The 25,405-nt window shown below is 53.2% G+C and carries 20 protein-coding genes; 8 read left to right on the plus strand and 12 right to left on the minus strand.

Features of this window, described 5'->3' with window-relative positions; translation table 11 throughout:
- Window positions 1-27: 27 nt before the first annotated feature.
- The gene (locus ACN0YD_RS03280) at window positions 28-1,488 is read right to left on the minus strand and encodes an AMP-binding protein (RefSeq protein WP_417317213.1); all 1,461 of its coding nucleotides are present in this window, start codon (window positions 1,486-1,488) and stop codon (window positions 28-30) included.
- A gap of 361 nt (window positions 1,489-1,849) precedes the next feature.
- Window positions 1,850-2,653, minus strand: a complete 804-nt coding sequence (locus tag ACN0YD_RS03285) for a PEP-CTERM sorting domain-containing protein (RefSeq protein ID WP_417317214.1) — start codon at window positions 2,651-2,653, stop codon at window positions 1,850-1,852.
- Between the two features lie 436 nt (window positions 2,654-3,089).
- On the opposite strand from ACN0YD_RS03285, the gene ACN0YD_RS03290 reads away from it, so the two are divergent.
- On the plus strand, window positions 3,090-3,512 hold the full coding sequence (locus ACN0YD_RS03290; protein ID WP_417317215.1) for a hypothetical protein: 423 nt from the start codon (window positions 3,090-3,092) through the stop codon (window positions 3,510-3,512).
- Between the two features lie 38 nt (window positions 3,513-3,550).
- On the opposite strand, the gene ACN0YD_RS03295 is transcribed toward ACN0YD_RS03290, so the two are convergent.
- From ACN0YD_RS03295 to ACN0YD_RS03305, 3 genes are all read right to left on the minus strand, one after another.
- On the minus strand, window positions 3,551-4,810 hold the full coding sequence (locus ACN0YD_RS03295; protein ID WP_417317216.1) for a DUF445 domain-containing protein: 1,260 nt from the start codon (window positions 4,808-4,810) through the stop codon (window positions 3,551-3,553).
- Between the two features lie 235 nt (window positions 4,811-5,045).
- Complete coding sequence (locus ACN0YD_RS03300; RefSeq protein WP_417317218.1) at window positions 5,046-5,552, minus strand: hypothetical protein; 507 nt, start codon at window positions 5,550-5,552, stop codon at window positions 5,046-5,048.
- On the minus strand, window positions 5,549-7,993 hold the full coding sequence (locus tag ACN0YD_RS03305; protein ID WP_417317219.1) for a Lon protease family protein: 2,445 nt from the start codon (window positions 7,991-7,993) through the stop codon (window positions 5,549-5,551). Before ACN0YD_RS03305 ends, ACN0YD_RS03300 begins: the two co-directional genes overlap by 4 nt.
- Window positions 7,994-8,176: 183 nt before the next feature.
- Here ACN0YD_RS03305 and ACN0YD_RS03310 point away from each other — a divergent pair, with 183 nt between their 5' ends.
- Entirely contained in the window at window positions 8,177-8,458 is a 282-nt protein-coding gene (locus ACN0YD_RS03310; RefSeq protein ID WP_417317220.1) for a hypothetical protein, read from the plus strand.
- A gap of 41 nt (window positions 8,459-8,499) precedes the next feature.
- Here the strand turns inward: ACN0YD_RS03310 and ACN0YD_RS03315 are convergent, their stop codons facing one another.
- The gene (locus ACN0YD_RS03315) at window positions 8,500-9,345 is read right to left on the minus strand and encodes a S1 RNA-binding domain-containing protein (protein WP_417317221.1); all 846 of its coding nucleotides are present in this window, start codon (window positions 9,343-9,345) and stop codon (window positions 8,500-8,502) included.
- Window positions 9,346-9,609: 264 nt separating this feature from the next.
- Between ACN0YD_RS03315 and ACN0YD_RS03320 the strand changes: the two genes are divergently transcribed.
- The 3 genes from ACN0YD_RS03320 to ACN0YD_RS03330 all read left to right on the plus strand — a co-directional run bounded on the left by ACN0YD_RS03320 (window position 9,610) and on the right by ACN0YD_RS03330 (window position 14,100).
- Window positions 9,610-10,155 (plus strand): hypothetical protein, encoded by a 546-nt coding sequence (locus ACN0YD_RS03320; RefSeq protein ID WP_417317222.1) that lies wholly within the window; start codon window positions 9,610-9,612, stop codon window positions 10,153-10,155.
- A 42-nt stretch (window positions 10,156-10,197) separates the two neighbouring features.
- The gene (locus ACN0YD_RS03325; RefSeq protein WP_417317223.1) at window positions 10,198-12,174 is read left to right on the plus strand and encodes a TonB-dependent receptor plug domain-containing protein; all 1,977 of its coding nucleotides are present in this window, start codon (window positions 10,198-10,200) and stop codon (window positions 12,172-12,174) included.
- A gap of 129 nt (window positions 12,175-12,303) precedes the next feature.
- The gene (locus ACN0YD_RS03330; RefSeq protein WP_417317224.1) at window positions 12,304-14,100 is read left to right on the plus strand and encodes a methyl-accepting chemotaxis protein; all 1,797 of its coding nucleotides are present in this window, start codon (window positions 12,304-12,306) and stop codon (window positions 14,098-14,100) included.
- A gap of 156 nt (window positions 14,101-14,256) precedes the next feature.
- On the opposite strand, the gene ACN0YD_RS03335 is transcribed toward ACN0YD_RS03330, so the two are convergent.
- Window positions 14,257-15,663, minus strand: coding sequence for a methyl-accepting chemotaxis protein (locus tag ACN0YD_RS03335; protein ID WP_417317225.1), 1,407 nt, complete (start codon window positions 15,661-15,663; stop codon window positions 14,257-14,259).
- A gap of 461 nt (window positions 15,664-16,124) precedes the next feature.
- On the opposite strand from ACN0YD_RS03335, the gene ACN0YD_RS03340 reads away from it, so the two are divergent.
- Entirely contained in the window at window positions 16,125-19,283 is a 3,159-nt protein-coding gene (locus ACN0YD_RS03340; RefSeq protein ID WP_417317226.1) for a response regulator, read from the plus strand.
- A gap of 3 nt (window positions 19,284-19,286) precedes the next feature.
- On the opposite strand, the gene ACN0YD_RS03345 is transcribed toward ACN0YD_RS03340, so the two are convergent.
- Together ACN0YD_RS03345 and ACN0YD_RS03350 are read right to left on the minus strand one after the other, a co-directional pair.
- Window positions 19,287-19,496: a hypothetical protein gene (locus tag ACN0YD_RS03345; protein WP_417317227.1), complete on the minus strand. Its 210-nt coding sequence runs from the start codon at window positions 19,494-19,496 to the stop codon at window positions 19,287-19,289.
- Between the two features lie 89 nt (window positions 19,497-19,585).
- Window positions 19,586-20,647 carry a class I SAM-dependent methyltransferase gene (locus tag ACN0YD_RS03350; protein WP_417317228.1) on the minus strand — a complete coding sequence of 354 codons (1,062 nt, stop codon included), beginning with the start codon at window positions 20,645-20,647 and terminating at the stop codon, window positions 19,586-19,588.
- Between the two features lie 205 nt (window positions 20,648-20,852).
- Between ACN0YD_RS03350 and ACN0YD_RS03355 the strand changes: the two genes are divergently transcribed.
- Window positions 20,853-21,542 (plus strand): winged helix-turn-helix transcriptional regulator, encoded by a 690-nt coding sequence (locus tag ACN0YD_RS03355; protein WP_417317229.1) that lies wholly within the window; start codon window positions 20,853-20,855, stop codon window positions 21,540-21,542.
- Window positions 21,543-21,547: 5 nt separating this feature from the next.
- On the opposite strand, the gene ACN0YD_RS03360 is transcribed toward ACN0YD_RS03355, so the two are convergent.
- The 3 genes from ACN0YD_RS03360 to ppk2 form a co-directional block, all read right to left on the minus strand.
- Window positions 21,548-21,982, minus strand: a complete 435-nt coding sequence (locus ACN0YD_RS03360) for a hypothetical protein (RefSeq protein WP_417317230.1) — start codon at window positions 21,980-21,982, stop codon at window positions 21,548-21,550.
- Between the two features lie 181 nt (window positions 21,983-22,163).
- Window positions 22,164-23,186 carry an ACR3 family arsenite efflux transporter gene (gene arsB, locus ACN0YD_RS03365; protein WP_417317231.1) on the minus strand — a complete coding sequence of 341 codons (1,023 nt, stop codon included), beginning with the start codon at window positions 23,184-23,186 and terminating at the stop codon, window positions 22,164-22,166.
- 18 nt (window positions 23,187-23,204) lie between these two features.
- Window positions 23,205-23,969 carry a polyphosphate kinase 2 gene (ppk2, locus tag ACN0YD_RS03370; protein WP_417317232.1) on the minus strand — a complete coding sequence of 255 codons (765 nt, stop codon included), beginning with the start codon at window positions 23,967-23,969 and terminating at the stop codon, window positions 23,205-23,207.
- Window positions 23,970-24,125: 156 nt separating this feature from the next.
- Between ppk2 and ACN0YD_RS03375 the strand changes: the two genes are divergently transcribed.
- Complete coding sequence (locus ACN0YD_RS03375) at window positions 24,126-25,391, plus strand: MgtC/SapB family protein (protein ID WP_417317233.1); 1,266 nt, start codon at window positions 24,126-24,128, stop codon at window positions 25,389-25,391.
- Window positions 25,392-25,405: the final 14 nt, after the last annotated feature.

A 25,405-nucleotide genomic window follows, 5' to 3' on the forward strand; every position in this document is an offset into this window, starting at 1 on the left:
TTCCTCCAAAAATCAAGACGAGAAAATCTATCCTGTAGTTTCCAGCCGCGCGTCGCGAAGCGCTGCCCGGCGCACCTTGCCGGCCTCGTCACGTAATGACTCGCTGGTGAATTCAATAGTCTTGGGCAGCTTGTAACGTGTGAGCCGCTCGGCAATAAAGCCGAGCAATTCCTCTTCATCCAGATCGGCGCCCTTAGCCAGTTGTACAATTGCATGCACGCGTGCGCCCCAGTCTTCGTCCGGAAGCCCAATCACCGCACTGGTCCGAACTGCAGGATGCTCGTCAATCGCTGCTTCAACCTCCGCCGGATAGACATTCGCACCGCCTGTGATAATCAGGTCGTTGCGACGGTCGGAGAGGTAAAGATAGCCCTCTTCGTCTACCGACCCGAGATCACCGGTGGATTCCCAGTCGCCGATGCGCCGGGATGGGCTGCCCAGATAGTGATAAGTTGAACCCGCACCCCCTTCGGGAAGGAAAAAGACTTCGCCAACTTCGCCGCTCGGACATTGTTTGCCGTCCTCATCAAGGATCCTCATTTCATATCCCTCGCGGACACGCCCCACAGAACCATAGTGGGCCAGCCAGTCTGCACCGGAGATCATGGTCGATCCAATCCCTTCGGTCGACCCATAATATTCCCAGACCCGTTCGCCACCGAGCCAGTCGATCCAGGCTTCCTTGAGCCAGGATGGACATGGGGCAGCCATATGAAGCATCATGCGCAGGCTGGGTAGCGTAATGCGGGACAGGACTTCCGGGCCCAGCCGCCAGATGCGGTTCATCATGGTGGGCACCATGGTTACCCAGTTCACTTTGTGGGCCTCGATCAATTCGAGCGAACGGAGCGCATCGAACTTACCCATTTCAACAATCGTGGCGCCCACGAACAGGCCCATGTGAATACAGTGAAATGGCGCATTGTGGTAAAGCGGTCCGGGATTGAGGATGACATCGCCGGGCTGCTGGCCGAGGAAACCTTCTTCCGGGTCCCATCTGGCCGGGAGGGCATCCACGATTACTTTTGGTCGCCCGGTGGACCCACCGCTGGTCATCGCTTTCCAATGCGGTGAGATGACTTCCGGCAGCGGATCAGTTGAATATTGTTCAGGCGATCCCTGGCCTGAAGGAAGTGCCGGAATACCGGGACCGGGTGGTGTACCGATAAATAGCTTTGGCTGGACGATGTCCAGGATTGCCTCCATTTCCGGGCGCGCGAGTTTGGCAGAGATGATGTTCGGAATGGCGCCCAGCTTCCAGAGGGCGAAGGAGGTTTCATAAAACTCAAGGCCATTGGGAAGTGCCACCGATACAAAGTCGCCATGTTCCACGCCCTGTGCCGCCAGCATATGTGCACGCTGGTTGGTGCGTGCATCAAACTCGTCATAACTGACAGAGGTGTTATCCAAGATCAATGCAGGCCGGGAAGGGGATTTACGGGCATGATGAGTGAGAATGGAGCTTAGCGCGATACCATCGTTCGACATAGTGACATAGCCTTTCTGGAAGCCTTCTCCTGACGGTTTCTTTTTGTTGTTATGCGCCGGAATAGGGCAGTGGATGAAAACAGAAATTAATTAACTCACGAATAAGTTAATTGCAAGAAAAAGAGTTAAGGCGTTGTTTCGTTGGGGATTTTTTTAAGAGATTGGTGGGACGGGAAATGGGCGAAAACAGTGGCTCTGGATATACAGTCCTGACTATGCGATTAGAGCCAGCCGACAGCCTGAGCCATTGATTGTCTTCTATCATATTTCAGTGCGGCTACAGAGTGCCCTGTATATGAGAGGATCTAATCTCGAAAGGCAGATCCTCTCTACCCCAAACGATAGGGGGCTTGGTGTAAGGTCAGGCTCGTCTGCGGGAGAAGGCCAGAAGTAATAAACCGCCCCCAAGCAGGGCCAGTGGCGCGGGTTCGGGAACGACAGCCAGACTGCCTGTTATGGAAAGATATTCATAGAAGTTGTTATAACTGCAGAATATATCACCTCCTGTGATATTTCGGGAAGTGGTTCCTGGCGGACATTGTTCATTTGTCCCCAGAAGGCTGCCATCCATAGCCCTGACGGCCATTGTGTTCCAACCTACCTGAAGGATGTTTTCATAAAAACCTGTTGGTTCACTTTGATGCAGGGTGTTACCACTGCTAATGCTTAGATCCATTCCATTTACGTCGACAATGAAAGGTACAGGTTGTCCTCCATTCATGTTGTCGGTAAGTAGGCCGTTGAACACGAATTGTCCATTGAGCCAGACTTCCAGAAAATCATCTGCAATTATGGCAAAAGCACCGGCGATGGCTTCTGCTTTAAGATAAAAAGACCGCAGAAAAAACGCTTCTGTTGGACCATCTCCTGATGAATTGCCATCCTCATCTACGTTACATAAACTACCATCATTGCCGCAGTACCACATCATGCTGCCTTTGCCGAGTGCTGTGGAAACATTGCCATAAGGTGTTGTTGCTGGTGCGCCTTCTCCCGGATTGACAATTCCTGAAGCCCACCTGCTGCCAATAACTCCATCATCGGTGGCCAGCCAGCCGCTCCCCGCACTTAAATCAATTATATTGCCATGGGAGACTGTTGCCCAATTGGCTGACATGATCGTTAGGAGGAAGGGGAGTACTTTCAGAACGCGTAAGTTGATCATTAGGTTTCTCCTTTCAAGGGAAACAAAAGATGTTTATCGTCACAGGCTCAAGTGCCTGTGCCTGTCGGGTATACGTTTACTGTGATTGGTTAAGGACTTTACAGATTAAACCTGCATAAATCGTGCCATAAAATAAGAAGTAACTAATAAAAGTATAAGGTATTGAATTTATGAGATAAAAAATATGCGTAGGTAGCTACATTGAGTTTTGTGAAAGTATAAACTGTAAAGTTTTTTTTACAGTTCTTCTGCCTGTGTGAAATACCAACAAAAGTTCGGTGGAAGATTGTTGTTTTTCTATAATAGGTTGCGTATTAAATATTAAATTAAAGGGGCTGTAAAATATTCCGACAGTTGCTATCCCTTAAGTGATTTCTTTTGCACATCAGTCGGTTATAAGTTATTGTCGTACAATGTTAACGCAAGGGGAACTGCCATGACTTATTTCGCACCTGACAATTTATCCCAGGCCATAAATCCTTGGAGCTGGATGTTCAAAAGCACGGACAATACGACCGGCTTTATCAATATCAATACTTACAAAAGCGGCAATCCCGGACTGGAACATAAAATCGTTCACGAGGTCGCCGGTTATGGCATGCAGCTTTCTACAATTGAAGCTGTTCTGGAGATCATGCTGCAATTGATGCCGGAGAAGGAGCTTAACCGGGAACAGCAGGGGAAAATGGATGACTTCAAAGCCATGATGGAGGCCATCCGCGCCCACAAGGAGAAAAGCCTGTTAGAGGAATTTTCCCCCGGCGGCGTGGAAGAACTTGTCCACAGGCTGGCCCATCTGGAAGAGCAAGATCCCGGACTTTATGAGAAGGTTGCGGAGCGACTGAAAAAGATCCTTTAAGACGCTCTATAAAGGGGTTCGGGTCAGGTAAAGCCGCATTAGAATTCAAGCAGATAGGATAGCAGAAACAGGCCGCAGCCGACGATGCCGCCGACAATGGTGCCATTCATACGGATGAACTGCAGGTCGCGTCCAACTGCCAGTTCGACCCGTTCGGTCAGGGTTTCTGTTTCCCAGCTGTCGACCACCTCGCGGATAAAAAGGCCGATTTCATGGCGCCAGGGGGCGATATTATCCCGTACCATTGTGAAGACCCAGCGATTGAACCGGACCTGGATGGCCTGGTCTTCTGAAAGGGCCCTGCCGACAGAGCGGATGGCTTCACCCAGTGCAGGTTTCAGGGTTTTTCCCTGTGTTGTAGCGGGATCGCTCAGGCGTGTCCGCAGGTGTTCCCAGAACGAGATGAGATAGCGCTGCACCGTCTCGCTTTCGAATAGTCTGTTCTGCATGTCGGACACTTTCCGGCGGGTATCGGGGTCGTGTTTCAGCTTCTCGATCAGGTCGGCGAATGCCGTATCGAATTCGTGACGTATGCGGCGATCACGGTGGGAGAGGTCGCCCAGCAGTTCGGCAATGCCATCGACAAGGGCCTCGGCGATCCGCCGGTCGACGGTTGACGGCACCCACCAGCGGCTGCGCTCGGTCACCATGCCGAAGATGGTTTCCCGGTTTTCCTCAAGATAGCGGCGGGCGGCGACCAGGGCATGGTCCAGCAGCTCGTGATGCTGGTCACTGTCGCGCACCAGGGCAAGGAAGTTGCCGGACAGGGCCGCCAGGTCGATTTCTTTCAATTCATCCTCGAGGGCGCGTTTGAAAAAGTTCCTGATCTGGCGATCATTGATCGAGTTCAGGATATGGGGGATGGCGCCGATGATGCGATCTGCGATCCGCGAAGAGACATCCGGCCTGGCGAGCCACTGGCTAAGCCTTTGCGCCACATTTACAGAGCGCAGCTTGGCGGACAGAAGCTCCGGCTCCAGAAAATGTCGTTCCACGAAGTTGCCGATGCCCTCGCCCAGGCGGTCCTTGTTTTTGGGCAGCACAGCCGTGTGCGGGATCGGCAGGCCCAGCGGGTGTCGAAAAAGCGCCGTTACGGCAAACCAGTCTGCCAGTCCACCGACCATGGCGGCCTCACTGCCGGCCCTGAGCAGGGATATCCCGAAACCAGGTTGCGGGAGCAGATGGGTCAGGGCAAACAGGAGAGCCATAGCCAGAAGCATGCCGGTGGCAATCATCCGGTAACGGTTCAGGGCCTCTCGCTGCTGCTGTTCCTGGCTTAGGGAGATTTGGGTATCCATAAGTCACCTTGAGGTACGTCAATGCATGTTTCTGTCGGATCACATGGTACAGTGAATGTGAAAAAGGTCCTAGAGGCTGCGTTATATAAAATTCTGCGGCCTCCTTCTGGAATGGATAAATACAAGGGGTGTGGTTATGGCCGATCCGACCAAAAGTGCCTTCCTTCCCGGGGGTGACCAGACGGACCCGGCCGGGGGCAAGGGCATGAAGCCTCCGCAGAGACGGGAGCCTCGACTAGCTGCCTGGGTTATTCCCGGTGGTAGACGGTTTTAATATGACGCGATAACCAATTCGTTCCAGTCTCAGGATATAACGGGTCAGAGGGCCGGTTTCCGATCTCGCTTCGGCCGGAGTGTCCTGGTCAAGCCGCAGACTTCGGGGCAGCAGTAGAATATCGGTCTCGCCCCAGTCTTCCTGCACCCGTTCGGGGCTTGCAGTGCGGAACGACCAGCGCACGTTCCGGGCTTGTGCACCGCTGGCGATCAGGGTCTCGAGCCGAACGGCTTCGGCAGCAAAGGCGCGTTTCATGACGCCCTCGTCAATCTGTTCCCAGCGGGAATAGGCCAGGCTGCGCACCGAGACGCAGGGAATGCCGGAGGCTGCCGTCAGGGTTTCATCCCGGGCCAGAATGGCGACCAGTTCTGCCTCCGTCTCCCGGGCCATGCCGAGCGCCGTTTCCAGGACCGACCGGCATTCCTCGCCGGTGGCGAAACCCAAAAGTATGCGGCGGGGCGTCGTCATGAGCTATTCTCCCCGTCACCCTGTTTCCCGGTTGACCCGTCACGGGCGAATTTGCGCCAGCGGGTGGAAAATTCCTCGAGCCGGTCCTGGACTTTCCGGTTGACGCTGCCCTGGGGATACTGTCCCGTCCCGTCTTTTTCCCCGGCCTCCATGCCGGTGAGCAGGGTGAGGGCCTCATTTATATTTTTGACTGCATAGACATTGAACTTGCCATCACTGACTGCATCCAGAACCCGCTGGTCCAGCATCAGGTGACGCACGTTGGAGGCAGGGATGATGACACCCTGGCTGCCGTCGAGACCACGCAGGGCGCAGAGATCAAAGAACCCCTCGATCTTTTCATTCACCCCGCCAATGGCCTGGGCCTGTCCCAACTGGTTGACGGAGCCGGTGATGGCCATGCCCTGTTTCAGGGGAATATCGGCGATGGCCGACAGCAGGGCGCAGAGTTCGGCAATGGAGGCGCTGTCCCCTTCGATCCCGCCGTAGGATTGCTCAAAAACCAGGCTTGCCGACAGGGACAGGGGGTGGTCCGGCTGGTATTGTGCCCCAAGGAAGCCGCTCAGGATCAACACGCCCTTGGAATGGATCGGGCCGCCCAGCTTGACTTCCCGCTCGATATCGACAACTTCGCCCTTGCCGAGGCGGATACGGGCGGTGATGCGGGTCGGACGGCCGAAAGCATAGCTGCCCAGATCAAGCACCGACAGGCCGTTAATCTGTCCTGTCTGCTGGCCTGCGGTATCGATCAGGATGGTGCCCTGGCCGGTCTGCTCCAGCATACGTTCGCGCATGCGGCTCTGGCGATGTTCGCGGGCCTTTACCGCCTGTTCCACATGAACGGCCTCTACCTGCTGCTTTTTGTCCTGGCGGGCGTGATAGTCGGCTTCTCTGAGCAGGTCGCCCACATATTTGAGCCGGGTAGACAGTTTTTCCGAATCTCCGCTGTAACGGACGACGCGCTCCAGTATCCGGGCGATGGCGTCACGGGAGAAGGGGGTCAGCTCCTTCTGACGGATGCGGGAGGCCAGCATTCTCGCGTAAAGCTGCAGATTTTCCTCCGAGCGCTCCATCTGCTCATCAAAATCGGCGGCCACCTTGAACAGGTCAACAAATTCCGGATCCAGGCTGCTAAGCAGATAGTAAAGCATCCTGGTTCCGAGCAGGACCACCTTTACCTGCAGCGGAATCGGTTCCGGCTCCAGACCGACTGTATTGATGAAGCCCAGAACCTGGCCCAGGGATTCAATCTTGATTTCTCCGGACTTGAGGGTTCGCTTCAGCGCCTCATAAGCATAGGGATGCTGCAGCAGCTTGAGGATTTCCACCATCAGATAGCCGCCGTTGACCGTATGCAGTGCCCCGGCCCGGACCAGACGGAAATCTGTCATCAGGGTGCCCATTTCCGAGCGATATTCCACCCGGCCGAGCAGCCGGTCATAGGTGGGTTCGTCTTCATGGATGACAGGTGCATGTTTGGCTTCGCTGTTATCCACCACCAGATTGACCATATAGCGGCCGGGCTCCAGGGCGAAGCTCCGCTGTTGTGGGCCTTCCGGCCCCGGCTCATGGATGGCATCCTCTTCAGCCCCATGTACGATCTGCTGGACATTTTGAATGATGTCGTCCTGAACAGCAGTCAGATAGTCGATTATTTCAGGCAAACCGTTGTATTTTTTTTTCAGCTCCTCCACCAGATGGCCGATGGCATGTCCGGCCGTCTCCTCGTTCAGCTTCCGCATCTTGTCCCGGCTTTCGGTTAGCCAGTCGGGCATGATTTCCAGAGCTTTTTCCAGTTTTTCTCTCAGATATTCGAGATTCTCTTCAATCTGCTTGCGTTCTTCTTCAGGCAGGTTGTGAAATTCCTCGGGACTGAGTGTCTTGCCATCCTTGATCGGGACAAAGGTGAACCCCAGCGGGGTCATTTTCAGGGCGGCGTTTCTCTGACGCGCTTCCTTGTCCACGGTGGAGAGAGCCTCGTCCTGGACGTTTTTGACCTCCTGCTGGATCATGTTGGACCGGGTCTGGTATTCCTCGCTCTCAAAGGCATTCTTCAGGACGAAGGGGATATCCTCGGCCAGCCGGCTCATATCCTGACGGAATTCGACCCCCCGTCCCGGCGGCAGGGCGATGGCGTTTGGGCGTCTGGGGTCCTGGAAATTATAGACATAACACCAGTCAGACGGCACGGTTTCTTCCCGCGCCCGGTCTTTCAGAAAGGACATGACCACTTCATGTTTGTCCAGCCCGTCCGGCCCCAGGGCGAAAATATTATATCCCTTGTGAGACATATTAGTGCCAAAACGGATGGCTTCTATGGCCCGGTCCTGTCCCAGTACCTGGCCCAGGTCCTCCAGCTGCCCGGTGGTGTCAAATTTCAGTGTTTCGGGACTGCATTTCCAGCATAAGGCATCCAGTGGCAGCGGGCTGAGTTCATTCATTTAGTTATCCCTCCGGTTTTATTTATAGTACCAGCATGGACAGGGGACGACCAGCTTGATTACTTTCTATATTTCCGGGAAATATTAAAGGGCTGTTGCCGGTTTGTGATTGATGGATATCAATGGACAAACCGTTTGTGACTGTTACAATTTACGGGAACTCAAAAATACAGGGGATGAATAATGAGCACATTTTTGCACAAACTTGCCGAGGGTCTCAGGGCCCGGGAAAAATTCCTTGAGGACCATTCCGAGCATCCGGTCTTTGATGCAGAAGACGGTGGAACTTTTAAAGCCGAGTATGAAGAGTTGGTCGCGCAGCTCAAGGATTTTTCCGGACGTGTTGAAAAACTGGCGGACGAAGGCAAGGAATATGACGAGCATTTCAAGCGCGATATAGAGGACGAACACCAACATCTGTCCATCAAGATTGATGCCTGGGCCAAGAATATAAAAGGCGACTGAAGAGCCAGATGCAGTGCCGGGGCTTTCCCCGGCGTCCGGCTTTACTTCTTCGCCAGCCTGATGCAGTCCGCTTCGAAGATGATTTTCTTGTCTTTGTAGAGTTTCCCCAGGGCCTTCTTGTAAGTGGACTTGCTGGTCTGGAAAGTGGCCCGGATGGCTTCCGGATCGCTTTTGTCAGTCAATTCACACCGGCCGTCATTTTCCTGAAGATACTCCATGATCTGATCCGCCAGTTCGTGGCGCAGTTCATTGGCCGGGCGTTGCAGTGTGATGTTGATGCGGCCGTCCGGACGCGGTTTCTTGATGAAACCGGACAGCCGGTCACCGATCTGGAGCGGACGTGTCACATCGTCATTGTGGATCAGACCCAGGTGGGTGCCGTTGATAACAACCTTATAGCCCATGTCGCTGCGGGTGGCGACCAACAGGTCCACTTTCTGGCGGACCTTGAATTCATCATCATTCAGTTCACTGAGATGGCGGCTCAGGCGGGACGTGGCGGCAATACGGCCGGTATTGTCCAGATAAAGAAAGACCACATAGGATTTGCCGGGCTCCATCGGTATGCGCTGTTCCTTAAACGGAACAAGCAGGTCCTTGGACAGTCCCCAATCGAGGAACGCGCCGAATTTGGTCCGGTTGATCACGGTCAGGCAGGCGCACTCATCCACTTCCGCCAACGGGGTTTCCGTGGTGGCGATGGGGCGGTCTTCTGAATCTAGATAGACAAAGACGTCAATGAACTGGCCGACTTCCCACTCTTTGGGATCTTCCGGCAGATAGCGCTGCGGCAGCAGGATTTCCTCCTCCATATCGCCGTCCAGGTAGACCCCGAAGTCCACATGTTTGACAATCTCCAGCGATTGTGTTTTTCCGATTTCCGCCATCCGGTGATATCCAGTTTCTCGTTATTTGAGCTGTTCAGGCTTCTACTGCCAAAAAGCCCCGGAGTCGATAGGAGATATTTCGGGACGTCTGTTTTAGCTGCGTCCGCCGGGCGCTCAGATAGTTCGGGGAACGCCTCGCAGATTGCCATTCATGCAGGAGGGACTATTTTTAATTAGAATATTAACTATTTATTATATAATAAATCATAGAAATAATTCGTCTTGAGGGACATAGACTTAATTAATAACCAAAGGTGTATACCTATGAAAAAAATAATGGTTAACCCAAAATGCGGCATGTTGTTGCTGGGTGCTATTTTACTTGGAAACCCCATCAGCGTTCAAGCTGAAACCACGAAAACAGATATCCAGGTTGGCGGCAAGGCCGCGGCCTTTGTTCAACCTGCACTCAGCGGGGATGTTCCTACAGCAATTGTGTATGACTCTTCCAATCCTGAATCCAAGGCGGATGCGGACGGAATTGCTGCCGCAATTGGGGGCGGACTGCAGATCAAAAACAGTACCTTGAAACCCACCCTGGTTGATGTAAGCAATCTTGGCGCCCTGAGCTCCGTAAAAGTCGCTTTCCTGACCCATGGTATGGGCGGGCATCAGTCGGCTGTTGCCTCTGCTGCCGCACAGAGCGGTATTCTGACCATTTCCAATGATATGAGCTGTGTCGAGAGTGATCTGTGTGTTGTCGGTGTGGAATCTTCACCGAAGGTTTCCATCGTTGTCAGTAAATCCGCAACCCAGGCGTCCAGCCTGAGTTTCGGCTCCGCTTTTCTCATGATGGTGAAGGAGCGTTGAGCCATGACATATGAAAAAAGTTTATCTTCAGGAGTTAATTCAATGAAAAAGTTTCTTATGGCTGCGACGGCTCTTGCGCCGCTTGGTCTCGCTGCGGCGGCCCATGGGCAGACAGTCAATTATAACGATCTTCAGGATCTTTTCGGCGAACCGGTCACCACAAGCGCGACCGGCAAACCCCAGCGCCAGTCCGAAGCACCAGCTTCCATGATTATTGTGACAGGCGAAGAACTGCGCCGGTCCGGAGCCCGTACCATTCCGGATATCCTGCAGAATTATGCCGGTATGGATGTCAATCGCTATTCCACAAGCCAGCGTGAGGTGACCGTGCGCGGCGCCAACTTGCCGCTGAGCCCGCGCCTGCTGGTGTTGGTCAACGGCCGTCAGACCTACCTTGATCATTATGGTTATACCGACTGGAATCTCGTTGGTGTTGAAATTGGTGAGATTCAGCAGGTCGAGGTTGTCAAGGGTCCGAACAGCGCCCTGTTTGGTTTTAACGCAGTGGCGGGTGTGGTCAATATTATCACGATTGATGCCCTGACCCGGGGCAACAGCATTTCTGCCAAGGCGGAAGGCGGTACAGACGATACCTACGGGGTCTCCCTTGTGGGAACCTTCAAGGCGAGCGACAGGCTTGGTTTTAAAGTCTCCGGCGGTCTCGAGGAAACAGAGGAATGGGACAGCATCACGGCTGCTGACGGTAAACCGAAACGGCAGAATTTCTCTGCTGAAGTGACTTCCCAGCTTGCGGACAATATCCGCGGCACATTTTCCTATACCTATTCGGACGCAGTACAAATTGATCAGGCCTACAGTTATGCCATGCACAAGGTTGACAGCACGCTTCATGGTTTGAATGGTGTGGTTGCTGCAGACACGAGTGCCGGCCTGATCAAGGCCCAGGTCTTTTTCAACAAACTTGATCAGGATGTACCGACAATCAGCGATATTTTCGGGATCAAGAATGATATCTTGTCTGTGAAGCTGGAAGACCTGTTCAAGGCAGGTTCTGATCATAGTTTCCGTGTCGGTGTGGAATATCGCCGGAATGAATATGAAATCAAGCAAAATGCATCAGGCAAGACCTTCTATGACGTATTTGCCGGTAGTGCGATGTGGGAATGGAAGATCAGCGAACGCCTGACGTTGACCAACGCGGTTCGTGTTGACCGGCTTAACCTGGGCCATGGCGAAATCAATGAACCCCTGTATCCACGAACCGTGGCCGATTATGACAAAAGCTATACGGAACTGAGCTATAACTCCTCTATGTCCTTTGCCATTAATGATCAGAGCCGTATCCGTGTCGGGGCTGCCCGGGGGATCCAGGCGCCCTCACTGAATGCCCTGGGGGTTTCTGTCATCGCTCCCGGTATTGTTGTCGCAGGGAATCCCAATCTGGAACCAGGGGTGACCGAATCTTATGAAATTGCATTTGATCACAGTATTGCAAAGATTAACGGCGCATTTAACCTGACAGTCTCCACGTCAAAAACCACAGGTTTTATGGCGGCGTCGCAGCATGCAATAGTGGACTCCGTGACCGAGGGTGGTTTGCTTGTCCTGACGGATGAACAAGTTGGTGATTTCAAGACCTGGGCAGTTGAGGCCTCAGTGAACGGTCGCACCATGAACAATGCAATTGGCTGGGCAGTGAACTATACGGCCACGGGGGTGACGGAAGAGTTCCTGACAGATGCCCTGGAAACCGGGATCACTATGGATGAAGGAACACCCACCCACAAAATAAATGCGAAGCTGGATTATTCAAAAGACGGTTGGGGCGCCTATGTGGTCGGTCGCTACCGGTCTGCCACGGTTCAGCGCATGCCGGCCGCCGGCACCTATGCGGAGTTGGATGAAGCAATCACGATTGACGGCAAGCTGTCCTATACCTTTGAAAACGGTGTTTCTGTCTGGGCGGTTGGTGAAAACCTGACTGCCAATGATGCCGCGGGATTGTCCGTATTCGAAGCCGAGAGACGTTTTCTCGGCGGGATTGGGTTTAAATACTAAAATCTTCCGGGGCGGGCATCACAATTGTTCCGCCCCGGTCCTTATCTGTTGAAGATCTTTGATCAGGAGTTTGTGACGGTGTCTAGTGTCGCCTAACAGGGCCAAAGCTTAAACAAGGAATTCGTTATAATGGTTAATTTATTTGTAGTTGAGAACTGGCCGCTGGCAGTAAAAGTAGGGCTTCCGCCGGCTTTTGCACTGCTGGCAGCGATATTGATTACCGTTCTTGGACTGAACGGTCTGCAATATCAGGTCGGTACTTTCGAGCGTGTCCTGAACGAGAATGTGGGAGTTTCTGAATCTTTGAAAGAGCTGGAAGCTGAACTTCTGGCGACCGACGGGCAATTCTACAACGTTATGACGTCTACCGCCGCCCAAGTGGAAAATTTTGATACCAAGGCAGGCTTTGAAAAGGTTAAGGCTCGGGTCGACGGGATGATTGACACCACTGGCAAGCTTGCAGTTGAAGTTTCACAGCTCGATGCGGAAGCGGGCAAGCAGATCGGTGAACTGCCTGCCGAACTTCAGACCTACAAGGAAACCATAGATGTGGTTGCAGAACTGATGGATATTGATTTTAACAGTGCCGTATCCGTCATTGAACCCTTCCGCAAAAATTACGCTGAACTGATTGCAAAGACCAAGGCGGCTGTGAGCAAAGTCCAGAAACTGTCCCAGCAGAGCCTGGTTGAGAGCCGGGAAGACGCCTCAAGTGTGCAGGCCTCCTTTATCATCATTGCTGTTATTTCGGCAATTTCCGTGATTGCCCTTTCTGCTTTTATTATCTTCAACTTTGTCAGATCATCTTCCAAACTTGCAGATGTCACGGCCGAGATGGCATCCGGAAATTATGATGTCGACCTCGACCGTCTGGAACGCAAGGATGAACTGGGCAAGATTGTTGACTCTCTGAAACTGTTCAGAACTGAACTTATACAGGGGAAAGAACTTGAAGAACAGCAGCGGCTCGAACGTCAGAAGGCGGAGGAAGAAAGACTTCGCCGGCTGGAAGATGAACGGGAGCGGGAACGTATGGAACAGCTTCGCCAGAAAGAATCTGAAGAACAGTCAAATGCGGAACGCCGCGCCATGATGAATAAACTTGCCGATGATTTTGACAAGTCGGTGAACTCGACTGTCGAGGAACTTCAGGCTACTGTAATGTCCGTTCTCAAAAATGTGAATGAAGTACGCGACAGTGCTGAAGAAAATAACCTGACCAGTGAATCCCTGCACAAGATTGTGGAAAATGTGACATCCAGTATGAATAATGTGATGGCGGCTTCCGAGGAAATGTCTGCATCCATACAGGAGATTTCCCGTCAGGTTACCGGTGCAGCCCAGCTTTCCGGGAGCGCAGTGGATGCTGCCCGCAGGTCTTCCGAAAGTGTTGTCTCGCTTAACGAAATGTCACAGCGTATCGGTGCTGTGGTGACCATCATCAATGATATAGCCGAGCAGACCAATTTGCTGGCCCTGAATGCCACCATCGAGGCGGCCCGTGCCGGAGATGCCGGTAAAGGGTTTGCTGTTGTGGCCAGCGAGGTCAAGAACCTTGCTAACCAGACCGGGGAAGCCACCGGCGAGATCGGTGACCAGATTTCCGCCATGCAGGCTGCTACTGGTGATGTGGTTAAAATGATTGATGAAGTTACCGAGGTGATCCGGAAACTGGATGAAGTTTCTGCCGCAATTTCCAGTTCCGTTGATGAACAGGGTGCGGCAACACAGGAAATTTCACGCAGTGTCAGCATGGCTGCCACTGAAATGACCGAAGCTGCACAGGGGTCCACAAAAATGACCCAGATTGCATCTGTCAATGGCCGGGCTGCCGAGCAAATGTCGGGAGCAATGGAAGTTCTGGACAGGAATGTGGAAAGAATGCGCGCCAATGTGAATACTTTTGTTGAGGAAATTCGGAACTGACTATTCCATGCCACTGACCTTTTGGTCCTTCTGAACTGCGTTGCATTACGACTAATGGAATATACGGGGAGGGAGAACCAAAAGGTCAGGGTGGAAAAAAGCCCGGTTATCGTCAGGATGCCGGGCTTTTCTGAATTATGGTGGTGGAAGGCTTGGTCAGGCCTTGTAAGCGATCCGGACCGCGCCCCAGTGTTTGCCATTGGCATAGATCGGCGCAGAGGCATCCTTGAGCATGACGATATTACCGCCGCCCATATCCCGGCGGTAAACCTGCAGCAGGAAGGGAGCTGTGCTTTTGACGGCAGTCTGCGCCGTGCGGTCTTCAAAAATCAGCCTGTTGCGGCAGTTTGCCTTGTTCCATTCAATATCATCCGGCCGTTGCGGTTTGCTGAAGACAAGATTATGGGTCGGCAGATAGCCGTTCATATCGAACGAGGCGCAGAACATGGCCATATCGTTCTGCTCCAGTACCGGTTCCTGTATGTCCGGAAGGACCCGGTCGGTAAAGTCTGTAAACTTGGCCATAAGCTGTTGCGGATTTGTCCCTTCAATGGGGGTATAGGAAAAATCAAACAGATCCTGTTCGCTGATTTCACCGTCGGCGATGCCTTTTTCAAAGGCGCTTGAAATCTTTTCAGCCACGTCCCTGACCCTCTGGATCATCGGGGTATCGACGGTCTCGATCCCGGAGTCCGCTGTCAGTTGTACCAGTTTTTCAGCGGACGAGATCAGGTTGATGGTTCTGTCTTTAGCGCTGGCAAGGCTTGAATCCGCTGCGCTCACGTCACCGGTCATCTTGTCCAGGGTGTCAATGAAATGACTGCAGGTCTGGTCGCTGTTCCGGGTGGCTTCTTCGATGGTCTTGGATTCCTGGTCCATGTCGGACAGGATCGTGTCCATCTCAGATACCATGGTGGAGAAGCTGCTGGTGCTTTCGTGGACTTTTTCGGCGTTTTTTGTGCTTTGGCCGACAGAGCCGATCAGGGAGGTGATTTTTTCCGCCAGCAGGGCCACGGTGGCGCCGATCTTGGCGGTGGCTTCCGACGTCTGGTTTGACAGGGCCTTGACCTCGTTGGCGACCACGGAAAAGCCGCGGCCCGCTTCACCGGCCCGGGCCGCCTCGATGGTGGCGTTGAGCGCCAGCAGGTTGGTCTGGCTGGCGATGTCGTTAATGGTAGAGGCGACGGCGCTCACTTCGTCGAGCGCACTCTGCAGGTCGTTAAGCTGTTCGGAAAAGTCGCCGACCGAAGCAATCAGCTTGTGAATATCGCCGAGAGTATGTTCCACCACTTCGCCGGAATGGGACATGTTCTGGCGGGTCTCGCTGACCCGGTTCCGGGTTTTTTCCGAAATCTCGCTGATATTACGGTTGCTTTCCGATATTTCCCGGGCCTTGTCCCTGAGGTTCTGGAAGGCCTGCGCCTGCTGACTGACCATGGCGCTGACTTCTTCGACAACGCCTGAGATATCGGCAATTTCAATGCCGAGCCCGCCGGCTTCCGAGGCAACAGCCTGGAAAACATCTTCGTCTTTGAGGGTGCTTGTCACTCCGCCATTCTCCATTTATTTTATTCCAGAGTGCATGAGATTCCGTTTATAGCGTATTTTATCCGAAATCTTATTACGACAAAAGTCTATAACTCCCGGGGTTTAAAGTATTAATAAGTGCTAATGTATAAACGGTTGTGCCTGTCTTCTGAATACTCATATTACATGTTCTCTTATTTCTGTTTTCCGTCAGGGTTTGGGCAGTCGATCAAGAACTATTGATCCCGACATTCACGGTTCATCTTTCGGATGAAGGGAATTTATACTATTCTAGTTTGAAATTTCCGCCGGGGTCGGAACTAGTGCGATTTCAGTCCGTTAATTAAATATAAGTAATATGTAAATTAAATAGACAGGCTTTATTCTTTCCTCTGACCGGAGGGCGGAAAGCTGTTTGTCTGTTGTATTTCCCGTTTGTTACCAGCAGATTCGCCGGGTTTGGTGAAGGAATAAGGATATATTAAGCCGGACGCACCATGACACAAATCAGACTTAAGTCATCCAAAAATCAGAGACCCGCCTCCCTGTGGGCAAAAATGCCTCAATGGTACACGACCTACGTGGCCCTGACGGTTTTTGCAATTTTTGTGGTTATGATCAGCCTGTATCTCAACAGGGAGATCATCGAGATGTATAATGAGGCTGCGGGGGAGGATCGGGAATGGGCTGTTTTTCAGAGGGAGATCCTGGAGCTCACCGAACTTGGGGTGGAGGTCAATGCACCCGGAAATGAAATTTTTGAAACTCAGGATGTGACAGGGGAAAGGCAGAAATACCAGGAGGTTTATGACCGTCTTATCTTGGCCATCAATAAGCTGGAGGAGAGTTCCAGAAAAATAAATCATGGCGGCCCCATGAATCCTATACTGGAGCAGTTTGCAGGGGCCAGGGCTCAACTGGGCGTGCTTAACAGTGAAGTCGAGGCCGTTTTTCGTGAATTTGAGACTGGTAATCTGGACGTCGCTTCAAGACATATGTCCAAGATGGACCGGGCGTATGCACGGCTTGCCGGCCATTTAACGGAGGCTTCTTTCCTCGCCACACAGGTGGAGCAGTCCCGTCTTGACGAACATATTTCATTGGCTAATGAATTCCGAAACTGGGGCTATGTGACGATTTTTATCGTCTTGCTCTTTGTGACGACGACCATCTATTACGGACGAAGGCTGACGACCAGGATCAATCAGGAAGAACGGAATAAGAGACGCACCGAAGCTGAGTTGCGGACGGTGCTGAATGCGGCACTTGATTGTATTATCGTGATCAATGAAAAAGGCATAGTTCAGGCCATCAATAAAGCGGTAACCAGAACACTGGGGTATTCCCCGGAAGCAGTGGTCGGCAGGAATATCTCCATGATGATGCCGGAACCCTACCGCAGCGCCCATGACGGGTATCTTGAGAATTATCTGAGGACCGAAGATGCCAAAACTGTCGGCTTTAACCGGGAAGTTCAGGCGCTGCATACGGACGGACGCATTATCCATATGGAGCTCGGCGTAAATGAGATGATGGTCGATGATGTCCGGATGTTTGTCGGCATCCTGCATGACATTTCCGACCGTAAATCAACAGAGGAAAAACTGAGAACCTATGCGGCAGAACTGGAGGTCTCGAGAGACAGGGCGGAAGAGTCCACCCGTCTGAAGTCAGAATTCCTGGCGAATATGAGCCACGAAATACGTACCCCGATGAACGGTATTATCGGCATGACCAATCTTCTGCTCGATACCGGTCTTGACGAGGAACAGCGGCAATATGCCAAAACGGTTGCCGGTTCCGCCGACAATCTTTTACAGGTTGTGAATGATATCCTCGACTTCTCCAAAATCGAGGCCGGAAGGCTGGATATGGAAATCATATCCTTTGATATGGAGATTCTGGCCAAGGAAGTGGTTGAGCTTCTTGCCATTAAGGCGCAGGAAAAGGGGGTCGAGGTGCTGGTCCGATATGCACCGGACACGCCCAGGTTTGTGATGGGGGATCCGGGACGGGTCCGGCAGATATTGCTGAACCTGGCCAGCAATGCCCTGAAATTTACCGAAAAAGGGCATGTGCTGATCAGTCTGGAGGCCCGTGAAGTCCGGGATGGATATGTCACCTATTATGGCCGGGTGGAAGATACCGGGATCGGTATACCGGAAGACAAGATCAACTATATCTTCAACAAGTTCCTGCAGGCGGACAATTCCACCACCCGCAAATTCGGCGGTACCGGTCTAGGTCTTGCCATCTGCAAGGAACTTACCCACCTGATGGGAGGGGAAGTGGGGGCGACCAGCAAACCCGGGGTCGGGTCCACTTTCTGGTTTACCATCCAGCTCAGGATTGACGAGGACCGGGAAAGCCGGGAAATACCGGTTCTGGAGTATGACATGACCGGTGTCAGGGGACTGGTCATTGACGACAACCGGATTGCCCAGATTATTGCCGTGGAATATATGGTGTCCGCCGGGATGAGGGTTGATGTAGCTTCCTCCGGAACCATGGCGCTCGAGAAACTCCGCAAGGCTGCCGGGGAGGGCGAGCCCTATCAGATAGCCGTACTGGATTACATGATGCCGGAAATGGACGGAATGGAGCTTACCCGCAGGATCATGGCCGAGCCGGAAATTTGTGACATGCCGCTCTTGATGATTTCCTCTGTTCCCTCCCGGGGTGATAATGAACGGATGCAACAGGCGGGTTTTTCCGGTTTTCTGACCAAGCCGGTAAGGGGAGGAGATATCATCCGGGCGCTGTGTGCGATCTGGTCTGCGAAAGTAAACGGCACAACACTGCCGCTGGTGACCAGCGCCACCATCAACGAAGCACAACACGGCAGGCGCCGTGATAACTCATCGGATCTGAACCTGACGGGACGGCAGATCCTGCTGGTTGAAGATAACGCGGTTAATCAGATGGTTGCCGCCAGCATGCTGGAAAAATATGGCTGTCATGTCACCCCGGCGGGCAACGGCAAGGAAGCCCTGACGCTGTCGCGGAAACATGTTTTCGATCTGATTTTCATGGATTGCCAGATGCCGGAAATGGATGGCTATGAGGCGACAGCCGCCATTCGCAGCCTGGAACAGGAAACAGGAAAAACGAGAACGCCGATTATTGCCTTTACCGCCAATGCCATGAAAGGCGACGCTGAAAAATGCATCGCTGCCGGGATGGATGATTATATTGCCAAGCCGGTCATGCAACCGGCGCTTGAGGAGATGCTGGTAAAGTGGCTGTCCGGGTCTGAATTTGCGGTTCATCCGAATACAGGAACAGGGAAAAAGAACGGAAAGACGATGACTATTCTGGACGAAAAATGTCTTGAACAGCTTAAGTTCTATATGGAGGACATGTTGTTTGAGGTGCTGGAAAAATATATGGTCGACGGCAGGGACTATGTGATCCGTCTTCGTGAAGCTCTTGAGGCAGGTGATTTGAAGGAAATGGCCGACATTGCCCACCCGCTTAAATCAACCAGCAAGCAGATCGGCGCCGAGGAGGTTGCTGATACAGCGGAACAGATTGAACTCAATGCCCGCAAGGGTGAAGACATAGATTACGAAAGTTTGATAGAGAACCTACCCGAACAACTGGAAAGGGTGGAGCAAGCCTTGAAGGCCTATATGAAGCAGGCTGTAGGCAGTTAGGTCCTACCTCTCGCGGAAGGCGTTTTCCCTGAGTTTCAGGACCGGATTGATCAGATATTGCAAAATGGTTTTCTTGCCGTGCACGATGTTCACATCGGCGACCATGCCCGGGATGATGGGCAGCATTTCCCTGTCCAGTTCTAAAAAGGAGTCCCAGAGGAAAAACAGCACAAAGAAAGTGACAATGCTGTAGAACAACAGATTAGCGCCCACACGCTTGTCGACCGGGACATCACCTTGTGATCTGAATATAAAAAGACCGGTTCCAACTTCCGGAACCGGTCAGTTTTGTCACCCAGGGGTCAGGCGACACGAGCTTCCAGAATAATGTTGAACGGCGTGGAGGCGACGCAGTTGACTTCCCCGAACCCGGCTTCCCCCAAGATTTCTGCGAGCTTCTTCCGGCCGGCCTGAGCGCCAAGCGCAGTCTTCACTTCCTGCGACCTGGAACAGGGGGTGCAGACGGCGGTGGAGGCGGCATAATAAAGGCGGCTCACCGGGTTGATATTTTCCGACACACTGTCCCCGGCGGCGGGTTCCACCAGCAGGATTGAGCCATCCGGGTTCAGGGCTTCGCGGGCATGGCGGGCGGCGCCGACCGGGTCGCCCATGTCATGCAGGCAGTCAAGAAAACAAATCAGGTCAAAGCCTGTATCCTCATAGCTTTTGGCAGCAGCGACGGAAAAATGTAGATTGTCGCCGGCTTCCGCTTCCTGTGCCCGAAGGCGGGCGGTTTCAATGGATTCCGTGTGGAAGTCAAATCCATGTACCGTACTATTGGGGAAGTCCCTGGCCATCAGGATGCTGGAGGCGCCGTACCCGCAGCCCACATCGGCAATTTTGGCGCCGGCTTGAAGCTTTTCCTTGAGCCCCGGGATGGCCCCGATCCATTCTGTGGTCAGGAAGGTGCCATAACCGGGCCGGAACAGGGATTCAGTGCCGCAGAACAGCCGGTGGTGATGTTCACCCCAGGCAATGCCCTCGCCGGTATGAAAAACATTCCGGATTTTGTCTTCGTCGAGCCAAAGGGAGGCGGCGACTTCCAGGGCTGGAATCAGAAACAAAGGGCTGTTTTCGTCGGCCAGTACCGGAATATGGGCGTCGGGCAGGATATAGCTGTTCGTCACTTCATTATAGGTTACATAACCGCCGGCAGCCTGGTTGCCGAGCCATTCCCGTACATAACGTTCATGAAGGCCGGTTTTTTTCGCCAGTTCGTCAGAGCTCATCGGGCCGGCCCAGGCCATGGCCTTGTAAAGTCCCAGTTTGTGCCCCAGGTTGGTCATTACTCCGGACAGGGCGGCTGCCACATCGCCAACCACCTGACCGGCAAAAGCTTCAGTCTGTTGCATATCAATAGTCATTTTAAATCTCCTTCAAAAATCCTGGGTTTCGGTACTACCGGCAGGATCGCCGGCGTTGAGGGCAAGATAGGGTGGGGAGGTGTGGGCGAATACTTCGCAATCTGAAGTAAAGCACTACACAAAATGAAGCTTTGCACTATAGATTCTGAAGTTATACAATATGGGTGGAGAAAACGGCAGAATACAATCTGTGGAGGTATCTGATATGGGGTATGGACAATTTTGTCCCATAGCCAAGGCGCTGGATATTTTGGGTGAACGCTGGACGCTTCTGATCCTTCGGGAACTGATCGTGGGCGGCAGGCGCTTTAACGAGCTGCAGCGCGGGCTTGGTATGATTTCTCCGGCATTGCTGACCAAACGACTTACCGAACTGGAAAAACACGGGCTTGTGGCCAAAAGACGTATCCCCGGCCAGCGGGGATATGAATATTTTCCCACCTCCTGCGCCGAGGCCCTGCAGCCAACACTTTTTTCCCTGGGTGAATGGGGTATGCAATGGGCCAAGGAAAATCTTGTGGAAGAGGACTTCGATGTTGATCTTCTGATGCTCTATCTCCAGCGCAGCATTGACTATACCCAGTTGGTGGGTCGGGAAACAGTGATCAGGTTCGAATTTACCGACCTGAAGCAACATCCCCTGTGGTGGCTTGTGGTTAATGACGACCGTACCGAAGTCTGTGTCAAGGATCCGGGCCGGGATGTGGATATCTTTTTCCAGACAAAACTCCGCACCATGTGCGAGGTCTGGCTTGGGCATGATACCTACCGCCGCGCCCTTAAGGACGAGGATCTTTCCATCGTCGGCCCAACGAGCCTGACCCGCAATGTGACGTCATGGCTGCGTTGCAGCCCCTATACCTCGCCCGAGGATTGTGAACTGGTACTCACCTGAACTGGTTATCCGTCGGCACCTGCAAGTGATGTCGCTGTTTTGAACAGGGATTGCCAGCCCATTCCCATCGGGCACAGGGCAATCAGCTGGATGACAACGGGTTTTTTGGGATCAAATGAGGACTTGTAGACCGAAGGAAGCAGGATAATACCCAGGATCAGGGCCGCCAGACCCCAACCGAGCAAACTGCTGTCGAACTTCCAGAATCCATTTTCGATATAGTGCCTGAGCGGTGGTTCGATAATAATTCCGAAGGTAAAGGCCAGATACTGGGGCAAAATCGGCGAGTGTGAAGGTTCCGGTGGTTCGGCGCTCCCGCCGGGCGGAGGAGCAAGTGTGTGCAGATCGTATGCTTTTGTCTGGTCGTCCTTTTCCTGTGTTTCCGACTGCAGATCGAAATATTTGGCAATGGATGACATAAGTCCGGGGTTCTCAGCCATTTTTTCTCTCCCGTGATTTGAGTTCAGGCCATATTCTGTCTACTCCTGTGGAACTTGTCGCAAACTCAAACTCCTAAAAGGGTAATCTTATGGAGTGTGTTTGTAAATATTCAATGCAATCAGAAAAGGTTGTTGACTGATGGTTCTGAAGCCCTGCCGGGGACTGACGATGCGGATGATTTCAGCTGGCAGGGAACCAGTGCCGGGTGCGGTTGGCGAAGGCGACAAGCGACAGCATGACCGGCACTTCCACCAGCACCCCGACAACGGTCGCCAGCGCGGCGCCGGAATGAAGGCCGAACAGGGAGATGGCCACGGCGACGGCCAGTTCAAAAAAGTTTGAGGTGCCGATCAGGCACGCGGGTGCGGCGATATTATGCGGCAGCCGGAGGATCTTTGCCGCTACATAGGCAATGGCAAAGATGCCATAGGTCTGCAGCAGCAAGGGGATTGCAATCAGGCCGATGGTCTGGGGCTGGGTCAGCAGGACTTCGGCCTGGAATCCGAACAGGAGGACAACTGTCGCCATCAATCCCAGAACAGACCAGGGCTTCAGGACATGGACAAAACGGTCGAGCTGTTCCCCGTTCCCTTTTGCTTCCAGGTGCCGGCGGGTCAGAATACCGGCCGTCAGGGGCAGCACCACATAAAGGACTACAGACAGCAGCAGCGTTTCCCAGGGAACCTCGATATCACTGACGCCCAGCAGGAAGGCGGCGATCGGCGCAAAGGCAAACACCATGATGGTATCGTTTACGGACACCTGGACAAGGGTATAGTTGGGATCCCCTTTGGTCAGCTGGCTCCAGACAAAGACCATGGCGGTGCAGGGGGCGACCCCCAGCAGGATCATGCCTGCGATATATTCCCCGGCGGACTGCGGGTCGACCCAGTCGGCAAACAGGACGCGGAAAAACAGCCAGCCGAGCCCGGCCATGGTGAAGGGCTTGATAAGCCAGTTAACAATGACGGTCAGGAACAGGCCCTTGGGCTTTTTACCGATGTCCTTCACAGCAGAAAAGTCGATCTGCACCATCATGGGATAAATCATGACCCAGATAAACAGGGCCACCACCAGATTGGCGTGGGCCAGTTCCAGCCCGGCAACCACCGTAAATAATCCCGGTACCAGATTGCCCAGAAGAACCCCGGCGACGATACACAGGCCGATCCAGACGGTTAAATAACGCTCAAATATACCCAACTTTACCTCTGTTTGTTTTTATTCCGCGATACGGCCGCTGACGACAAGTTCCGGGTGATAGGGGAAGACCACTTCCGGGTCCGGGGTGGCTGCATGCATATCCTTGTCCGGGCAATCCATATGCGCCATGAGATGGCGGATGACATTGAGCCGGGCGTTCTTTTTATCATCGGAGCGCACAATAACCCAGGGAGTGATGGGGTTGTGGGTACGCTCGAACATGTCATTGCGCGCCTGGCTGTATTCTTCCCAGTGTTTCACGGCCACTTCATCGATGGGGCTGATTTTCCATTGTTTCAGAGGGTCGACCCGGCGGTCCTCAAGACGTTTCTTTTGCTCGCCTTTGGAGATATCAAGATAATATTTGAAGACTTTGATGCCGGACTGGACCAGCATCTGTTCAAAGGTGACGACGGAGTTCATAAAGTCCTCATATTCCTGGTTACTGCAAAAACCCATCACCCGTTCGACCCCGGCCCGGTTATACCAGCTGCGGTTCATCAGGACCATTTCCTGGGCCGCGGGCAGATGTTCCACAAAACGCTGGAAATACCAGGAACTGCGGTCCCGTTCAGTGGGTTTTCCCAAGGCCACCACCCGGGTTTCCCGGGGGCTAAGGTGCTGGACGATCCGTTTGATGGTGCCGTCCTTGCCTGCCGCATCACGGCCTTCGAAAATCAGCAGAATTTTGCGGTCATACTGGATAATATGCCGCTGCAGCTTGACCAGTTCGATCTGAAGTTTTTTCAGAGTAGATTTATAATCACTGTGGTCCTTGCTCATGATCCGTTCCCGAACAATTGTCTGACTGACCCTATAATGCCACAGCGAGCGGAAAAGTCAGCCCCGCATTCAGGAAATGGAAAAAGCGGCGTGAAAGTCAAAAAATTCTGTTATGATTTTCAAATCAATAGGCAAAAAGGGATCACATCATTGCCAATGAGTGAGGCACAACTTGTATTTTTCCAGATGGGGGCGGCGCTGGCCATCGGTCTGTTAATCGGTATCGAACGCGGCTGGGAAAAACGAGAGGCTGCCGAGGGGCAGCGGATCGCCGGGGTCAGGACCTACGGACTGCTCGGACTTTTAGGCGGTGCCTCCGCCCTGGTGGCGGGACATTTTGGCTCACTGGTGATCAGTCTGGCGTTTTTCGCCGTTGCTGCAGTCCTCACGGTGGTCTATGCGGTCAATCTCAATCGTGGAAATGATGCCGGGATCACCAGCCTTGTTGCCGGTCTGTTGACTTTCATCCTCGGGGCCCTGGCGGTCATGTCCCATGTCAGTATTGCCGTATCCGTCGCTGTGGTGGCGGTGCTGCTCCTCAGTCACAAGCCCCTGCTTCATAAATGGGTCGGGAAGCTGGAGGCCGTGGAATTACAGGCGGCTTTCAAGCTGTTGCTGATCTCGGTGGTGATGCTACCGGTGCTGCCCGACAAGGGATATGGTCCGTGGCAGGCGCTCAATCCCTATGCCATATGGTGGATGGTGGTGTTGGTGGCGATTATTTCCTTTGTCGGTTATTTCGCCATCAAAATAGGCGGTGCGCGGCATGGTGCTGTCTTTACCGGCCTTTTTGGCGGACTTGCCTCTTCGACGGCGGTAACAATGCATTTTTCCCGAATGACCCGGCGTACTCCTGCCTTGTCACCGGTACTGGGCACCGGCATTTTGCTGGCCTGCGGCACGACCTATCTTCGGATCATGCTTGTTGCCTCCATTATAAATATCTCCCTGTTTCAGGTTCTGTTCCTGCCAATTGTGGTCATGGCGGTATTGACTTATCTTCCTGCCTTCTATTACTGGCAAAAATATTCAGACGACAATGCAGGGCCCGTGTCCACGTTGACCAATCCGCTGGAACTCTGGCCCGCTATCGGGTTTGGTCTGCTGCTGGCTGTAGTGATGGTCCTGGGCAGGGCAACCCGCGACTGGGTTGGGGAGGCGGGTATCCTTGCCCTGGCGGCTGCTTTCGGGGTGGCGGATGTGGATGCCATCACCCTGTCCCTGTCCCGGATGAGCCTTATCGACTTGTCTTCGCAGATTGCCGTGACCGGTATTGTCATTGCGGCGGTTAGTAACAATCTTATCAAGGGTGCCATAGCCGCCGTGATCGGCGGCAGGAATATCGGTATTCGTGTCAGTCTGCCGCTTATGGTCAGTGCCGGTGCCGGTCTGCTGATCACCTGGTTTGGCGTCTGGCACTGATTGAGGGGGGGCGG

The sequence above is a fragment of the Emcibacter sp. genome, from assembly GCF_048269205.1.
Lineage (GTDB): Bacteria > Pseudomonadota > Alphaproteobacteria > Sphingomonadales > Emcibacteraceae > Emcibacter.